This is a genomic window from Roseibium sp. R5 (assembly GCF_055755305.1).
In genome coordinates this window covers 1468518-1484001 of record NZ_CM146910.1, presented here as the reverse complement: position 1 = coordinate 1484001, position 15484 = coordinate 1468518, and the positions used below count along the sequence as shown (strand labels likewise).

The following is a 15484-nucleotide window of genomic DNA, read 5'->3' as shown; positions in this document are numbered from 1 at the left end:
GCGATCAATATGGCGTTAGTCTGACGCAAATCGCAGTGCTGTGGCAGATGCTATCGGGCCAACAACGGCCGCAATGAGAGACAGCGCACAGAGGATCAGAAACGGCGTCAGGAAAGGCACAGGATCACGGATCGCGGCGTCAGCCGAACTGACTCCGAAAATCAGAACAGGGATCGCGAGCGGCACAACCAGAACGGCCAGCAGGAGGCCACCACGGCGCAGAGAGACAGTCAGCGACGCCCCGATTGCGCCAATTAATGTGAGCGCCGGGGTTCCGACCAAAAGCGTTGCGGTGACCGCCGCCATAGAGACCGGATCGAGGTTCAAGAAGATACCGAGCACGGGCGCGGCGACCACCAGGGGCAAACCTGTCGCGGTCCAATGCGCCAAACATTTGATCAGGACAACCAGCTCCAGCGGTCGTCCCGCCATCAGCATCAGATCAAGTGTTCCATCATCCCGGTCCGCTTGAAACAGGCGATCCAGTCCGAGCAGCGTTGCCAGCAGGGCCCCGATCCAGAGGATTGCGGGACCGATCCGTGCCAGCAGATTGAGATCCGGACCAACACCGAAAGGAATGACCGTTACAACGGCGAGGAAAAACAAAACGCCGACCAAGGCACTGCCGCCCACCCGGACCGACAGCCTCAAGTCCCGTTGAAACAACGCCATAGCCCAGCCTGTCATAGGAAGCCCTCCTCAAGGGCCTGCTCAGCAGGTTGTGCAGCTTCCAGATGCAGTGTTTGAATTTTGGTCAACGCCAACTCGGTATGGGTCGCCGTCACGATCAAGCCACCGGCTTCCAGGTGGCCATTCATCAAACTCAGGAGCAGGGCTTCGGAACTCTTGTCCAGTGCAGAGGTCGGCTCGTCCATCAGCCAGATCGGCCGCGCAGTTACCAACAGCCGGGACAACGACAACCGCCTTTTTTGACCCGCAGACAGATAGGCAGCGGGCAAGTGTGCGGTATGACCAATCCCGAGCAGTTCCAAAGCCTCCATCGGCTTACGCGCCTCGCCGGCAAAAACAGCTGCAGCCGTAGATGCTGTAAAACTTTGCCAAAACTCAAGATTTTCGAGCACCGACAATGCTGGCTTCACCGAGTCTTGATGGCCGAAATAATGAGCGTGTTCATGCGCTGGCCTGTCGTCTTCACCGCTCTCGTAACGGATCATGCCACCCGCCAGAGCAACCAGGCCCGCCAGGGTGCGCAACAATGAAGACTTGCCGATACCATTCGCGCCGGTCACCACAAGGGCGGTGCCTTGGCTGAGAGTGAAAGAGAGGTTTTGAAACACCCGGCGCCCGCCGCGATCAATGGTCAGGTTCTCAGCAATAAGGGTCAGGACACCGCTCCGGAAAATCGTACAGTTCGTTTGCCTTGTTAGTGCGATCTTGAGGGAAATGGCAAGCGCACTCTCTCATGCAAACTGCTCTGCAATGCGATCTGTACGTTGTCGTCTTGGCCTTGCCGTCGCTGCAAGCCACGGAATGTTAATGTCCCCATGTCATAAATACGGAAGAATACGCAAAAGGAATTTTTCGTGCAGTCTCCGGACAATTCGACGCCCAATACCGGTCAGGACGCGACCCTTGCTGCGCAGTTGAAACAACTGGCCACGCGGGCGTTCGGCCTATTGGGGGCGGGTGGAACGGACAATCAAGCCGCACAGCGGATGGCCATTGCAACTTTCGGAATTCGTGTAGGCGGCGCAGCACTTGCCTATCTGTCCCAGGTTGTCCTCGCACGAATGCTTGGTGCCTATGATTACGGCGTCTTCGCCGTCGCCTGGACGTTTGTGATTATCCTTGGCGTTATGGCCTGTGGCGGATTTTCCTCCTCCGCCAGCAAATTCATTCCTAAGTACCGCGAGGCCGGAGATCCGGACAGCCTTCGGGGTTTCATCAGCACGAGCCGCCGTTCGGTGTTCCTGATCGGATCGACGATTGCCGGTGCCGGGATTGGGGGCATCGCATTGCTGCAGCCGGTGATCGATCCGAGTTACGTTGTTCCGTTGTCCGTTGCCTTGCTCGCCTTGCCATTTTTCTCCTACGCCATGGCACAAGACGGTATCGCTCGCAGTTACGACTGGCCGTTCCTGGCAATGCTGCCAACCTATATCTGGCGCCCAGCGGCACTCCTGATGATCATTCTGATTTTTCTGGTCTTTGCCGGAAAGGCAACCGCAACCACTGCGGCGATGGCAGCTGTCTTGTCGGCGTTTCTGGTCGCCGCCTACCAGCACGTTCACCTCAACCAGCGTTTAAAGCCGGTTTTGCCGAAAGGGCCAAAAAAGACTGATGTTCGGCTCTGGATTTTGATTTCCCTGCCGATGCTGGTTGTCGACGGTTTTCTCCAGCTGATCACCAGTGCTGATGTCATAATGGTGAGCTTCTTTGAAGAACCGGATCAGGTCGCAATCTACTTCGCAGCCTCCAAGACACTGGCTCTGGTGCATTTTGTTTATTTTGCCGTACGCGCCGCCTCGGCGCATAGGTTTTCCCGCTACCTGCACAGCGATGACATGACCGGCCTGGCAGCTTATGTGCGTCAGGCAGTGCATTGGACCTTCTGGCCGTCCGTGGGAGCCGGTATTGGTTTGCTGATCATTGCCCCGTGGCTTCTTCAATTGTTTGGATCCGGATTCGCAGATGGGTATCTGCTCATTGCCGTGCTGATGATTGGCGTGCTTGCACGTGCTTCTATCGGTCCAGCCGACGCACTGTTGACCATGACCGGACTGCAGAAAACCTGCGCGGTCATTTATGGAAGCACGTTTGTCTTGAACGTCGTTCTCAATCTCATTTTCATCCCATGGCTCGGATTGATGGGCGCTGCTGTTGCCACGAGTTGCGCAATTTTATTTGAAACCACCGCTCTTGCTTTTGCCGCCAAACGAAAGCTCAATATCACAACGTTCATTTTGCCATTGATGTTTCAAGCTAGGAACGCCGCCGCTTGACCGATCCATCGGATAGGAAGGATCAGCTGGAAGTTCTCTGGCTTGACCCGCTCGCGCCCGAAACGCCGTTAGACCAATGGCAGGATCTGGCAGACAACTCCGTTGATCCAAATCCTTTCTTTAAACCGGAGTTTCTTCAACCTTTTCTGCAGGCATTTCCGGCAGCAACGGTCCGCCTTCTGGTGATACGGGCAAAGAGTTCCCAAGACTGGCGAATGGCAGCACCTATCGGGCGTCGCCGGGCAGGGCTTGCTGTTCCGATCAAGACGACATGGACTTCTTACTACGCGCCGCTCGGAACGCCGCTTTTGCGTGACACGGGCGGACCTGACGATGTCGCTGCATTTGTCCAGGCTGGGGCCGGATCGGCAAACCTCATGGTCATGCCTTTTCTGCCCTGCAAGAGCCGGGTTGCGTCGCTGGCTGCGGAAATAACCGGCTGGGAAAGCCGCTGGGCAGAGAAGCTTTCCCGCGCAGGCCACAGCTCCGGAGACCTTGGAGAAATCCAATACAAAACAGCGATGTCCGGAAAGCGCCGCAAAGAAATGCGCAGACAACTGCGCCGGCTGGAGGATCACGGCCCAATTCGGATCGCCCATCTAGTGGGTGAAGAGGCAATCGAAGGCTTCGAAGAGTTTTTAAAGCTCGAAGCCGAAGGCTGGAAAGGGCGCGCTGGCACTGCGCTCTCAAGCAACCCGGAGACAGCGCTCTTTTCCAAAAACGTGATCAAGAACCGCTCTTTCAACAATGGCGTTCGCATTGATCAGCTTTGGGCTGGAGACACCTTGATCGCCGCGCTCATCCTTTTCATTGAGGGGGCTCACGTCTTTTCCTGGAAGATCGCGTTCAATGAGAGATTTGCGCGAATGTCACCGGGTGCTCAGATTGCAGCCATCTCCATGAAACAAAACCTGCAAAGCCCAGGCATTCTTGAAGCGGACTCTCTGGCTATCCCCGGTCACACCATGATCGAACCGCTTTGGCGCGGCCGGGTCGATATTGGAACATTGGTCCTGTCAAAAGGTCCTTTGGGGTCTTCGCTCGCAAGTCTCGCTGCTGCGGATCTCAAATTGGAGCGCTCACTGCGGAGCAAAGCGAAGGCCTTGAAGGCCGTTTTCGGCTAGCGGCCCGCAAATCAGGCTTTCGAAAAGTAGCCAACTGCTTCTCTCACCTTCGCCCGACGGCATTATGCCCCGATCTTCATAAAAAAAGCCCCGGGGAAGATCCCCGGGGGTCCAAGTTTGCGGTCCGAGCCAATAGACCGCCTGGGAGATTTCGGTTGGCCGGCTGGGGAAAGATGTTGAGCCAAACCCCACCAGGCCGGATAGCCGCCATTTCTGGCGGCCATCCAAAAGTGCGATTTACATGCGCTGAGAGCCGGTTCCGAATTCCGGATAGGCTTCGACACCGATCTCGACCTTGTCGAGACCCAGAGCCTCTTCCTCTTCGGAGACCCGGATGCCCATGGCAGCTTTCAGGATGAACCAGACGATGCCGGATGCAACCAGTGTGAACACGCCGTAGGAGACAATACCGACGATCTGGGTGCCGTAGGATGCACCGTCGTTGGACAGCGGTACAATCAGCGTGCCCCAGATACCTGCAATCAGGTGGACCGGGATTGCGCCAACAACATCGTCGATTTTCAGCTTGTCGAGCAGCGGCACAGTGAAGACAACGATAACACCACCGATGGCACCGATGAAGACGGCTTGCCATACGCTCGGAGCCAGCGGCTCAGCTGTGATGGAAACAAGACCTGCCAGAGCACCGTTCAGAGCCATTGTGACATCGACTTTTTTGTACATGACCTGGGTCAGGATGACCGCAGCAACAACACCGGCAGCAGCAGCCATGTTGGTGTTTGCAAAGATGCGGGAGATGTCGGTCACGTCACCGATGGAGCCCATTGCGAGCTGGGATGCACCGTTGAAGCCGAACCAGCCGAGCCACAGGATGAAGGTACCCAGTGTTGCAAGCGGCATGGAAGAACCCGGCATCGGGTGAACGGCACCGTCCGTACCATATTTGCCTTTACGGGCACCGAGGATGATCGCGCCAGCAAGAGCTGCCCAGCCACCAACGGAGTGAACCAGCGTGGAACCGGCGAAGTCGGAGAAGCCCATTTCAGAGAGCCAACCTGCGCCCCACTGCCAAGAACCGGCGATCGGGTAGATGAAGCCGGTCAGGACAACGGTGAAGATCAGGAACGGCCACAGCTTGATGCGCTCAGCCAGAGTACCAGAGACGATAGATGCTGCAGTTGCCACAAACACCATCTGGAAGAACCAGTCAGATGCAGTGGAGTAACCGGTGTCCAGCGCATCGCCGCCGACCGGATCGAAGGAATACGGTCCGAAGGAACCCATGAACCCACCGTCAACGCCGGTGTACATCAGGTTGTAGCCAGTGATCCAGAACATCAAACCTGCGATGGAGTACAGGGAAATGTTCTTCAGGCACTGCATGGAGACGTTTTTGGAGCGGACAAGGCCGGCTTCGAGCATGGCGAAACCAGCAGCCATCCACATGACCAGGAAACCACCGATCAGGAACAACAGGGTGTTGAAGATGTAGGCGACTTCCGGTGTGACGGCCGGAGCTGCTTCAGCGTCCTGAGCCAATACCGGCAAGGCGGAGAGGCTCAAAAGAGCCAGCGATGCCGCGCCCTTAGCGACAAGTTTTTTCATGAGTACGTTTCCTTACCTGAATGTCAAAGAGCTTCGGCGTCGGTTTCGCCGGTGCGGATGCGAACAACTTGATCGATGGAGTAGACAAAGATCTTGCCGTCCCCGATTTGACCGGTCTTGGCGGCACCGGAGATGACCTCGACGACTTTGTCGACAGATCCGCCGTCTACGGCGACTTCGATCTTCAGCTTCGGAAGAAAGCTGACCGCATATTCGGTCCCGCGGTAGATTTCGGTATGACCCTTTTGGCGGCCGTAGCCCTTCACTTCTGTAACCGTGAGCCCCTGGATGCCGATGCCGGTCAAGGCATCACGCACTTCGTCGAGCTTGAACGGCTTGATGATGGCCATCACTATTTTCATTGCTCGTTCCATTCCCCTCTTTAGCGCCCCTTCCCGGCGAAGAAGCTCCGCAACCGATCCGCCTCTATGTCCGTTGTTCCCCTCTGGATGGGCCTTGGATCTTGGTGGCGCCGACAGTCGGCACACGAACCGGTGTTGCGCTCTCCTTTACAAAGACCGTGCCAACTTGAAGATTTGATTCAATAAACGGCTGTTTTCCGGCGTTTACCGGGCAAGATTTTCAACGGCGAGCAGATTTCCGGGTAAGGTCGTGATAGTTTTTCAGGCAACAAGAATGCACAACAATTATACAACTACCCGCATTTTGTCGAAAAAATAGGCAGGTTTTTTGTGCAGCGCACACACGCATAAAAAAACGGCAGATCCGAAGATCTGCCGCAAACGCAACCTTGAAGGCCGTAAGGTTAGGCGGAGAATCCACCGCCCTTTAAGAAGGCGATCTCGGCTTCGGTAGACGCCCGGCCCAAAATGTCGTTTCGGTGCGGAAATCGGCCGAAGCGGCGGATGACATCCATGTGGATCAATGCGTAGTGGTAAAACTCCATGTTTCCGAGCGGCTGGCAAAAATCCACCGCACGCTCTTGAAGCTGCATATCTTCAGCATGCTCAAACGGCAGATAAAAGAATACCCGAACCGCCTTCGGGAAGGCCTTGTCATATCCACGTGCGACAGCCGCCTCTGCTATCGCAACCGCTTTTGGATCGGCGGCAAATGCTTCTGCTGATCCTCGGAAGACGTTCCGGGTGAACTGGTCCAGCAGAAGAATCAAAGCTAGGGCACCACTCGGCGTTTCAGCCCATTCATCCAGGTCGCCCTGCTGAGCCGCCTTGATCGTAGCAAGGAACGTGTCCCGGCAGCGCGCATCAAAACCATCATCGCTTGCGAACCATTTCTCTGCGCCCGCTTCCCACCAAAAGTCCAGGACGTCTATCGGACTTACCAGACCATCGCTCATCAAAGGATCCTCTTTTCACGGCACCACCAGGGTATTCTCGGCGCCCGTTTCCAGGATATATATGCAAGTTAAGCAAGGTGCTGTGAATGGAGTTCTGCGCGTGACCGAAAACACCCTGGATTTGATGGGCCTGAAATGCCCACTTCCGGTTCTGAAAACAAAAAAAGCACTTTCAAGACTGAATGCCGGAGCAGAACTCACTGTTCAAACAACGGATCCGATGGCGGAGATTGACATCCCGCACTTCTGTCAGGAACAGGGCCATACATTGGTCGACAAAGAAAAGACCGAAACAGGGCACAGCTTCGTGATCCGGAAGGGCTAAGCCGTTTTACTGGATGAACGGAAACGAACCGCATAGTTCGGAGCCTGCTCTTTGGATGCACCCAAACGCCGGAACATGCGTCACGGCGCGATTATTTTCCCGCGAACTGATCGATCTTTTTCGCAAGCTTCAAATCCAAGGCACTCAGTCCACCGACGTCGTGTGTTGCCAAGGTGATCTCGACAGTGTTGTAAACGTTAAACCACTCAGGGTGATGGTTCATCTTCTCTGCGGCCAGGGCAACTTGTGTCATGAACCCAAAGGCTTCCAAAAAATCACTGAATTTGAAAGTTGCGGTGATTGCATCCCGGCCATTGACGAGTTGCCAATTCCCTAGGCTCTCCAAACCAGCAGAGCGCTCCTCCGGCGTCAGCTTTTCAACCATGTTTTACTCCCTTTAAGAAGGCTGTCTGCATCTTGCCGACACCCTTGATTTCAACAGCGCCTCGCTCTTGAAAGTCAAAATTAGGCCCGACCGTTTTACGAAATGCGTCCGTCACCTGGATCTCTCCGGCCACGGAATGCGATTCCATGCGGCTCGCAACGTTCACGGCATCTCCCCAGACATCGTAGGAAAACCGCCGTTTTCCGATTACACCGGCAATGGCAGGCCCAGTATGAATACCAATCCGCAGGTTCAGATGCACGCCGCTGAGCGGTTCACTGGACTGGATCACACTCATCATCTTGAGCGCCAGATGACCAACCGCAACCGCAGCCTCGTGGGGCGGACCCTGCAGGCCACCAACAACCATGTACGCATCCCCAATCGTCTTGATTTTTTCAACGCCAAACTCTTCGACCAGATGATCGAAATCCCGAAACAGGCCATCAAGAAACCCGACAACCTCATCCGGCTGAAGGTTCCGTGCTGCCGGAGTGAAGCCAACGAGATCTGCGAAGAGCACGGTCACAGCGTCATGCCGGTCAGCGATCCGTGTTTCTGGGGCCTTTTTTAGGCGGTCCGCGATCGCCCGGGGCATGATGGTCTCTATCAAGGTTTCGGCCCGCTCGTGTTCGGCTGCCAAAGCAGCTTCAGCGCGATGCAACGCCGTCAAGGCATATACAGTCAAGACACTGGAGATGATCAGAACATTGACCATGACCTGCGCTGCCAATTGCTTTCGAAAGGCAAGGTCATGAGGCATCACAGGTCCGACGTTTGGCGCAAAGACATACGCAGAAACCAGAAGAACCAGAGCAAGACAGAAACAGCCGGCAAAAAGGCGCCAATGTCCCACCCCAAAAAAGATGAAGGCCGCACCACCGAGGGCAAAATAGGCCTGCGTCCCGCTTTCCAAACCCAGCGACCAGACTACGAATGTGTTTCCGGTCGCGATCACCATCACGAAATAGATCGCCGCAACGTTGTCGCCAAAGCGATGCAATCGCGAAGTCGCGGCAAACAGGCAGATCATGATGAGCCCATAAATGCTGAGCGGCATAAGTTCATGAAATGCATAGGTCAGGTTCTGCACCGTGTGAAACAGGTTGTCGGCAATGCCAACCAGCGCCGAAACGTTCACGACCATCTGCCGGCGCCGGACATAGGGATCCGTTGACGTGATGCCAGCGGATGCCAGCCCCTTCAGCCAAACGGGCCACCTGACCTTGCTGAGTCTTTCAATCACCGCCAAACCCGACGCCTTCATTTTTCCCTCATCGACTTCTGTGCCAGTGACTCACAACTCGGCGCCCGGTACTCAGAGGGATGTTCTTCAATACGTGTTCCCGCCAGCAAATGTCAGGACTGCAGCCGATCCGCTTGACAGCGGCGTCAGTGCCCGGTTGATAGGCTTATGACTTCAGTACTTTTCGTCTGCCTTGGCAACATCTGCCGTTCACCGCTCGCCGAAGGGGTTTTTCGCGCCACAGTGGAAAATGCCGGATTGAGCGATCGCTTTCTAATTGATTCAGCTGGAACGGGCGCTTGGCACGCAGGAGACCCGCCGGATCCCAGATCGATTGAGGTCGCCACACGGCACGGAATTGACTTGACCGCACAACGGGCCCGCCAGGTGACGGATCGCGATTTCACGCAGTTCGATTTCATTTTGGCGATGGACTCAAACAACCTGAGCACACTGAAATCACGCACCAGGAAAGACTATCCGGGCCTGCGTTTGTTCCTGAACTCACCGCCAACAGATGTGCCGGATCCATACTATGGCGGCGAGGATGGTTTCGAACGGGTCTACCAAATGATTGATGGTGGCAGCCGATCCTTGCTGACCGCTTTGAAGGCGCATTTGTGACGTTCGAACCAAGAGGGTCATAAATCCGTCTCAGTCGCTGCGCTATTCAGAAATTGATCGTTTCAATTTCTGGCGCTGAAATGAAAATCCTGTGGTGGTCACTGGCCACTGTTCTCATCCTGCTCGGCCTGGCGACCGTATGGTTGCCGATCCCGACTGGCGTCCCGCTCTTGGCGCTCGGCAGTGTGGTCATCATCGGCACAAGCCGGAGCGCAGCCCGCCACCTGCGCAAACGCCGCAAGTCAGCACCGCACCTGAATGGCATGATCACCTGGGTGGAAGACCGGTCGCCATTGCGATTTGCCCGGATCCTCAAACGCACACGGCCGAGAAAAAAGTGACCCGTCAGGTTCTTTAGCTCTCTGACTGTGCGCTCCCTGAACCACGAAGGGCTTGACGCAGCCGGACAAGAAGACGTTTTGCCAGACGATGCAGCCGACGGCCGTTTCGGGTGAACCATTCATCCAGCCCCTGATCCGTCATGAGGGGCGGTTTCTTCAAATAAAGCAGCCAATAAACGCTCAGGATCACAAGAAACGTCAGCCCCCAGGACAACATGGTGTCGGAGAAGAAATGCCCGCCGAAGGCGACCCGGTTGATTGACAGGATCAGACACAGCGGGAGCACAAACGCAAGAACAGCCTTCCGCCAAGAAGCTGGAACCAGAAACGCCATCGTCACGAGCCAGATACCCGCAGCCCCTTCGCCGGACGTAAACGAGCAATTCCGTTCGCAGTAATCGGTCATTTTCCAGACCGGTTGAAACGGCAACTCCCCGCCAAACTCCTCGATCGAGCGCGGCCGTGGGCGACCCCAGTTGTCCTTCAGGATCGAGTTGACCAGGATGCCCGGTCCCAGGATCAATGTGGAGATGAGAAACACCGGCTTTCGCAGCGGCACGATTGGAGGCCGGCCCGGCAGCAACAACTTGATCACCAAAATGGCCACCGAACAGATGGCGATCGTTTGAACCAGATACGGTCCAAGATGCCGGACTTTTTGCAGGAACGGATTGTGTTGCGCCCAAAAGCCATCCGTCTGACTGTAGAAAAGACCGCTTACCCACAAATCGGTTCGGGGAAAGGCCAGAAAAAACGCAGACACCAGCGCGACATAGGCGATGGTGGCCAAGAACGGATGTGCGATGCACCAGGCAACAGCTTTGCTTGAGGCAATGTTCTGGATATGCTTTGTCAAACGCGTGTCGATCATGGCCGCTGTTTAGCGCATCCCTGTTGCCCATCCAATCCTTTCCTGCCGTTTTCTCCGGCGTGCTTCATGAAAAACTCGATCGCTCCATGACCACTGACCCGAAACTCCAGTCCAACGTTGTTCAACTGCATGCGTCAAAGCAGCCAACGATCGAGTTCTGGTACGAATTCGGCTCTACTTACAGTTACTTGTCTGCAATGCGGATTGAAACGCAGGCGCGGGATGCCGGGGTGAACGTATCCTGGAGACCATTCTTGCTTGGCCCGATTTTCAAGAAGAGCGGCTGGGACACGTCGCCGTTCAACCTTTATCCGTCCAAAGGCCGTTACATGTGGCGGGATATGGAGCGCCAATGCGCCCGGTATGGCCTGCCGCTGACTATCCCGGATCCATTTCCTCAGGCCGGATTGCTGGCCGCGCGGATTGCTCAGGCAGGGCGGACACAGCCTTGGATCGGCGACTTCACGCGCGCCGTTTTTATTGCCGAGTTCGGCAGCGGTGAGGACATTTCCGATGAAGCCTTTTTGGCGCACCTCCTCCTGGAGGCAGGCGCTCCTGCCAAGGACGTTCTTGAGTCTGCTAAATCACCAGAAGTAAAGGACGCGTTGCGCGCATCTGTCGGCGAGGCGGAAGACAAAGGTATTTTCGGTGCACCCAGTTTCGTGCTTCAAAATGGCGAACTGTTCTGGGGCGATGATCGCCTCGCCGATGCGCTCGAAATGGCAACAGAGATCGCAAAAGCCTAGAGACCACACCGCTGCCCGTCTCGACGACTGGTTAGATCCAGTGAACACTCTTGAGTTGCTGCGCTCTTACGAGGACATCGTAAAGAGCAGACGGTGCCAGCGGCTTGCCCAACCCCTCCATAAATCCAGCCTTGCGCAGTAAGTCATCGCCGAAGGCTTCCAGAGCTGCAGTAACCGCTATGAGCGGCAACTCCTCTGCCGGCCGGTTTCGGCGCAGCTCCTGGGCAACTTCAAGACCACCCATGCCGGGCATGTGAAGATCCAGGAGAACGGCCCCGTATTCCTTCTCCAGAGCCAGTCTAATCGCATTTTCGCCCGAATGAGCAATGTCGGAGGTCACGCCAAAGGACTCCAACAAGGCGGCCAAGAGGCGGCAATTGGTTTCATTGTCGTCCACGATCAGGACATGGTCAGGAAGTTCATTGTCTTCCGCGCCCGCCTTTGAAGCAATCTTGGCAACTTTAAACCCGGGCGCGGCCGGCCTTACAGGAATTTGCACTTCGAAGCGGCTGCCGCCCGCCTCCGGGGAGGAGTGGTTCAAGACGCCGCCCATTTGCCGGACCGTTTGGGCAATTCCCCAAAGTCCAAGACCGCTGCCCGGTGTGTATTTTCGAGCTCTGCGCCCTCGCACAAAAGGACGGAACAGATCATCCCGTTCCGTTGGATCAATACCAGGTCCTGTGTCTGTGATGGAGAGGCTCACCCAGTAGGCGTCTGCAGTGCTCGCATTCGATTGCTCGGAGGATCCAAGCTGCTTTTCAGGAAACGGACAGGAAATCACCTCAAGACTGATCCCGCCTCTCTCCGTGTACTTGATCGCATTGTCAAGCAAGGCAGAGACAGCCCGTCGGAGCTGGCCAGCAGCACCAGTCTGGCACGCGCCAGCCGTGTCCTGAAGCCGGACCGTGAGTTTCAGACCTTTTTTCTCCGCAGCGACACGGAACAAATCTGCACAATCGCGAACAAGTGATGATATTGAAACGGCTGCATCTTCGCCCGTATCCCCAGGAGCTGCATCCGCAATCAATTCCGATGTCATCTGCTCGAGAGAGTCGATGGCCCTCATGAGCACGGACAGTTGCTCTGATTGGGCGTCGTTCAAAGGACCTGTTTCAATCAGTTCAGCTGTCAGCCGCATGGCGCCCAAGGGCGTGCGCAAATCATGCGCCAGAAGCGCAAGATTGACACTGTCCTCATCGTATTCAGCCATGCGGCGCGACCCCAATTCAAAACGGATGGCATCAGGGGCTTGCGTCCCGATCTCCAGCGAACCAGTATGACAGACTTGCTTACCTTCCCCGCTGGCCGGTGTCCACCAGCCATGCTCAAGCCCCGTCAAAGGCATGTTTGTTCAAACACTCACAATCGTCGCCCCTGTCTTTCTGCTGATCGGCTTTGGATACGGCCTGGCCCGAACCAAAATCCTCAGCATGAAGGTAAGCGAAGCGCTCGGCGAATTTGTTTATGTTGTCGCCATTCCGATCCTGATTTTCCGGACGCTTGTGACAGCAGATCTGTCGGCAGGACTGCCATGGGCGCTTTGGGCGAGTTATTTTCTCGGGATCGCGTGCGCTTGGACACTTGGAACTCTCGTCATTCGCAAAGGCTTCGGGCGCGATGCCCGTGCCGGTGCGATCGGAGCGATCTCGGCGGCCTTTGCAAATACAATTCTGGTCGGCCTGCCGCTGGTCGCAGCGGTTTACGGGGATGACGGCCTGGTCCCCTTGCTGCTCATCGTTTCCATCCACCTGGCTTTCATGACCGTTTTGATGGCGATTGTTATGGAGCGGGCCGCTGCCCATGACAGCGGCAGGGAAAGCCCACCGGTACTGACCTTGATTAAAAGCGCCGCGAAGAGCCTGATCCGCAATCCGCTTGTGATCACCATAATCGCCGCGTTCTGCTGGCGCATGACCGGGTTTGACCTGCCGTCTTTGGCAAGTGATCTGCTGAACCGGATCGGCGCAACCGCACTGCCTCTCGCCCTGATTTCTCTGGGTATGAGCCTTGTTCAATACGGCATGCGCGGCAACATACTGCCCGGGCTGGTTCTGTCAGCGATCAAGATCGTCATCATGCCGGCAGCCGTGTTCTCGTTGGGGTATTTCGTTTTCAACTTGCCACCGCTCTGGGTGGCGGTCTCCACTTTGACGGCTGCCTGCCCAACCGGCATCAACGCCTATGTTTTCGCGAACAAATACGGCACCGGTCACGCCATGTCAGCGAACGCGATCACCGTAACAACAGCGCTCGCCGTTTTGACGACAAGTCTCTGGATCTGGTTCCTGGAGTATGTCCTCGGGATGTAGTAAATGGGGCGAAGCGTTAGAGCCCAATACGCTTGCGAAGATCCGCATGGGTCACGCCGGTTTCCCGCAAGGATCGCAGGCTTGTATCCTGGTTTGACTTGGACAGCTTACGGCCATCGTCTCCAAGGATCAGCCGGTGGTGGCGGTAGCGCGGCTCCGGCAGGTCCAGCAAATGTTGCAGAACGCGGTGGACGCTTGTTGCAGCATAAAGATCCTGGCCGCGCAGCACATCCGTGATTCCCTGGCGCGCGTCATCGACGACAACGGAGAGGTGATAGCTGGTCGGCGTGTCTTTCCGGGCCAGAACCACATCGCCCCAGGCAGCGGCATCAACGGCGATGGATTTCGCTGGTTCGAACAACGCTGGACCTTCCGCCCCAAACTCCTGCCAGGTGAGCGGTTCTCCGATCCGGCTCAGAGCCGCCTTCATATCAAGCCGGAGGGCAAACGATGCGTCGCTCTGAGACCGTTCTTGTCTTTCCGCTTCGCTCAGAAACGCATCGTCTCCGGGATAAAGCGGCGCGCCATCCGGATCCCGTGGCCAAAGGCCGCCCTTTTCTTCGTGATCCTTGACGAAGCGTTTGATCTCGGCCCGCGTCAGGTAGGCCGGATAGACCAGCCCGAGATCCTGAAGCTTTTCCAGCGCCGACCGGTAGTGCGGAAAGGCTTCCGACTGACGCAGCACCGGCTCATCAAGCGGCACACCAAGCCATGCCAGATCCTCAAACATATCCCGTTCCAGCTCAGGCGTGCACCGGGTCTGGTCGATGTCTTCAACGCGCACCAGGAACCGGCCATGCAACGCCACAGCCGCCCGGGCATTCAGCAAGGCCGACAAGGCATGGCCAAGATGCAGATGTCCATTCGGAGAAGGCGCGAAACGAAAGACGGGCTCTGTCATGAAGCTTGAGAACGGTTGATTGGAGGCTGCGGGTCTTTTACGGCTAACCGTTCCTATCATTCCAAAGCCCTTGCGCAAGCTTGGAGATCGTCGAAGTCCCGTGATGAAGCCAATTCACACAGAAGATGACTTGAACCGGGGGCTTTCGGAGCTTCTCACTGCAAATCCACGCTTGCAGAGCATTTCTGAGATGGCAGGGCCTTTGCCCCTGCGCCGCCGGCCAGCTGACTTTGAAGGATTGGCGCACATCATCACCGGCCAGCAGGTCTCCGTTGCCAGCGCGAGCGCAATCTTCGCCCGCTTGCAGACCTTGGTCACGCCATTGACCGCTGAGAACCTGTCCTGCTGTAGCGATGAGGATCTGGCCGCAGTTGGCTTGTCCAAACCCAAAATCAGAACTCTGCGCGCCGTAACAACAGCGTGCCAGAACGGCCTCGATTTGGCGGGGCTGGCAACTGCCCCAGCCGAATACGCGCATACCCAATTGTGTGAGATCAAAGGGATCGGGCGATGGACTGCCGACATATTTCTTCTCTTTTGCGCAGGTCACCCGGACATTTTTCCAAGCGGAGACCTTGCCCTTCAAATCGCCGTTCGCGATGCCTTCGAACTCGGTGAAAAGCCGGATTTAAAAACACTTGACCGGATTGCCTTGGATTGGGCACCGAACAGAGGCGTGGCAGCACGGCTGTTCTGGGCCTGGTATCGTGTTCAGAAGCAGGGCAAGGAAAGCCTCCCTGTCTAATCGAAAACCATCGATCTGAG

At 56.3% G+C, this 15484-nt stretch carries 18 protein-coding genes; 8 read left to right on the top strand and 10 right to left on the bottom strand.

Annotated features, from left to right (window positions below; translation table 11 throughout):
* Positions 1 to 15: 15 nt before the first annotated feature.
* Both ccmB and ccmA read right to left on the bottom strand, forming a co-directional pair.
* The gene (gene ccmB / locus AC0J4F_RS06890) at positions 16 to 687 is read right to left on the bottom strand and encodes a heme exporter protein CcmB (protein ID WP_081450514.1); all 672 of its coding nucleotides are present in this window, start codon (positions 685 to 687) and stop codon (positions 16 to 18) included.
* Entirely contained in the window at positions 684 to 1346 is a 663-nt protein-coding gene (gene ccmA, locus AC0J4F_RS06885) for a heme ABC exporter ATP-binding protein CcmA (protein ID WP_133952402.1), read from the bottom strand. The genes ccmB and ccmA overlap by 4 nt, the downstream gene beginning before the upstream one ends.
* 198 nt (positions 1347 to 1544) lie before the next feature.
* Here ccmA and AC0J4F_RS06880 point away from each other — a divergent pair, with 198 nt between their 5' ends.
* The gene (locus tag AC0J4F_RS06880; RefSeq protein WP_133952404.1) at positions 1545 to 2963 is read left to right on the top strand and encodes a lipopolysaccharide biosynthesis protein; all 1419 of its coding nucleotides are present in this window, start codon (positions 1545 to 1547) and stop codon (positions 2961 to 2963) included.
* Positions 2960 to 4087 (top strand): GNAT family N-acetyltransferase, encoded by a 1128-nt coding sequence (locus tag AC0J4F_RS06875; protein WP_473025799.1) that lies wholly within the window; start codon positions 2960 to 2962, stop codon positions 4085 to 4087. Before AC0J4F_RS06880 ends, AC0J4F_RS06875 begins: the two co-directional genes overlap by 4 nt.
* Before the next feature lie 237 nt (positions 4088 to 4324).
* On the opposite strand, the gene AC0J4F_RS06870 is transcribed toward AC0J4F_RS06875, so the two are convergent.
* The 3 genes from AC0J4F_RS06870 to AC0J4F_RS06860 all read right to left on the bottom strand — a co-directional run bounded on the left by AC0J4F_RS06870 (position 4325) and on the right by AC0J4F_RS06860 (position 6971).
* Positions 4325 to 5653, bottom strand: coding sequence for an ammonium transporter (locus AC0J4F_RS06870; RefSeq protein WP_133952408.1), 1329 nt, complete (start codon positions 5651 to 5653; stop codon positions 4325 to 4327).
* A gap of 23 nt (positions 5654 to 5676) precedes the next feature.
* Positions 5677 to 6015, bottom strand: coding sequence for a P-II family nitrogen regulator (locus AC0J4F_RS06865; protein WP_040452614.1), 339 nt, complete (start codon positions 6013 to 6015; stop codon positions 5677 to 5679).
* Positions 6016 to 6419: 404 nt separating this feature from the next.
* Positions 6420 to 6971 (bottom strand): DUF924 family protein, encoded by a 552-nt coding sequence (locus tag AC0J4F_RS06860; protein WP_473025798.1) that lies wholly within the window; start codon positions 6969 to 6971, stop codon positions 6420 to 6422.
* A 61-nt stretch (positions 6972 to 7032) separates the two neighbouring features.
* Here AC0J4F_RS06860 and AC0J4F_RS06855 point away from each other — a divergent pair, with 61 nt between their 5' ends.
* Positions 7033 to 7296, top strand: coding sequence for a sulfurtransferase TusA family protein (locus tag AC0J4F_RS06855; protein ID WP_133952411.1), 264 nt, complete (start codon positions 7033 to 7035; stop codon positions 7294 to 7296).
* Between the two features lie 91 nt (positions 7297 to 7387).
* On the opposite strand, the gene AC0J4F_RS06850 is transcribed toward AC0J4F_RS06855, so the two are convergent.
* On the bottom strand, positions 7388 to 7681 hold the full coding sequence (locus AC0J4F_RS06850; protein ID WP_473025797.1) for a 4a-hydroxytetrahydrobiopterin dehydratase: 294 nt from the start codon (positions 7679 to 7681) through the stop codon (positions 7388 to 7390).
* On the bottom strand, positions 7674 to 8948 hold the full coding sequence (locus tag AC0J4F_RS06845; protein WP_473025796.1) for an adenylate/guanylate cyclase domain-containing protein: 1275 nt from the start codon (positions 8946 to 8948) through the stop codon (positions 7674 to 7676). Before AC0J4F_RS06845 ends, AC0J4F_RS06850 begins: the two co-directional genes overlap by 8 nt.
* A gap of 147 nt (positions 8949 to 9095) precedes the next feature.
* On the opposite strand from AC0J4F_RS06845, the gene AC0J4F_RS06840 reads away from it, so the two are divergent.
* Both AC0J4F_RS06840 and AC0J4F_RS06835 read left to right on the top strand, forming a co-directional pair.
* The gene (locus AC0J4F_RS06840) at positions 9096 to 9551 is read left to right on the top strand and encodes a low molecular weight protein-tyrosine-phosphatase (RefSeq protein WP_473025795.1); all 456 of its coding nucleotides are present in this window, start codon (positions 9096 to 9098) and stop codon (positions 9549 to 9551) included.
* Between the two features lie 80 nt (positions 9552 to 9631).
* Positions 9632 to 9892: a hypothetical protein gene (locus tag AC0J4F_RS06835; RefSeq protein ID WP_133952419.1), complete on the top strand. Its 261-nt coding sequence runs from the start codon at positions 9632 to 9634 to the stop codon at positions 9890 to 9892.
* Positions 9893 to 9905: 13 nt separating this feature from the next.
* On the opposite strand, the gene AC0J4F_RS06830 is transcribed toward AC0J4F_RS06835, so the two are convergent.
* Positions 9906 to 10763 (bottom strand): phosphatase PAP2 family protein, encoded by an 858-nt coding sequence (locus tag AC0J4F_RS06830; RefSeq protein WP_133952421.1) that lies wholly within the window; start codon positions 10761 to 10763, stop codon positions 9906 to 9908.
* Between the two features lie 86 nt (positions 10764 to 10849).
* On the opposite strand from AC0J4F_RS06830, the gene AC0J4F_RS06825 reads away from it, so the two are divergent.
* Positions 10850 to 11509, top strand: a complete 660-nt coding sequence (locus AC0J4F_RS06825) for a 2-hydroxychromene-2-carboxylate isomerase (protein WP_133952423.1) — start codon at positions 10850 to 10852, stop codon at positions 11507 to 11509.
* A 31-nt stretch (positions 11510 to 11540) separates the two neighbouring features.
* On the opposite strand, the gene AC0J4F_RS06820 is transcribed toward AC0J4F_RS06825, so the two are convergent.
* Positions 11541 to 12854 carry an ATP-binding protein gene (locus AC0J4F_RS06820; protein ID WP_209002573.1) on the bottom strand — a complete coding sequence of 438 codons (1314 nt, stop codon included), beginning with the start codon at positions 12852 to 12854 and terminating at the stop codon, positions 11541 to 11543.
* On the opposite strand from AC0J4F_RS06820, the gene AC0J4F_RS06815 reads away from it, so the two are divergent.
* Positions 12853 to 13818 carry an AEC family transporter gene (locus AC0J4F_RS06815; protein ID WP_133952425.1) on the top strand — a complete coding sequence of 322 codons (966 nt, stop codon included), beginning with the start codon at positions 12853 to 12855 and terminating at the stop codon, positions 13816 to 13818. The genes AC0J4F_RS06820 and AC0J4F_RS06815 overlap by 2 nt on opposite strands.
* Before the next feature lie 16 nt (positions 13819 to 13834).
* On the opposite strand, the gene gluQRS is transcribed toward AC0J4F_RS06815, so the two are convergent.
* Positions 13835 to 14719 carry a tRNA glutamyl-Q(34) synthetase GluQRS gene (gene gluQRS / locus AC0J4F_RS06810; protein ID WP_133952642.1) on the bottom strand — a complete coding sequence of 295 codons (885 nt, stop codon included), beginning with the start codon at positions 14717 to 14719 and terminating at the stop codon, positions 13835 to 13837.
* A gap of 103 nt (positions 14720 to 14822) precedes the next feature.
* Between gluQRS and AC0J4F_RS06805 the strand changes: the two genes are divergently transcribed.
* Positions 14823 to 15464, top strand: coding sequence for a DNA glycosylase family protein (locus tag AC0J4F_RS06805; RefSeq protein ID WP_133952427.1), 642 nt, complete (start codon positions 14823 to 14825; stop codon positions 15462 to 15464).
* Positions 15465 to 15484 lie beyond the last annotated feature (20 nt).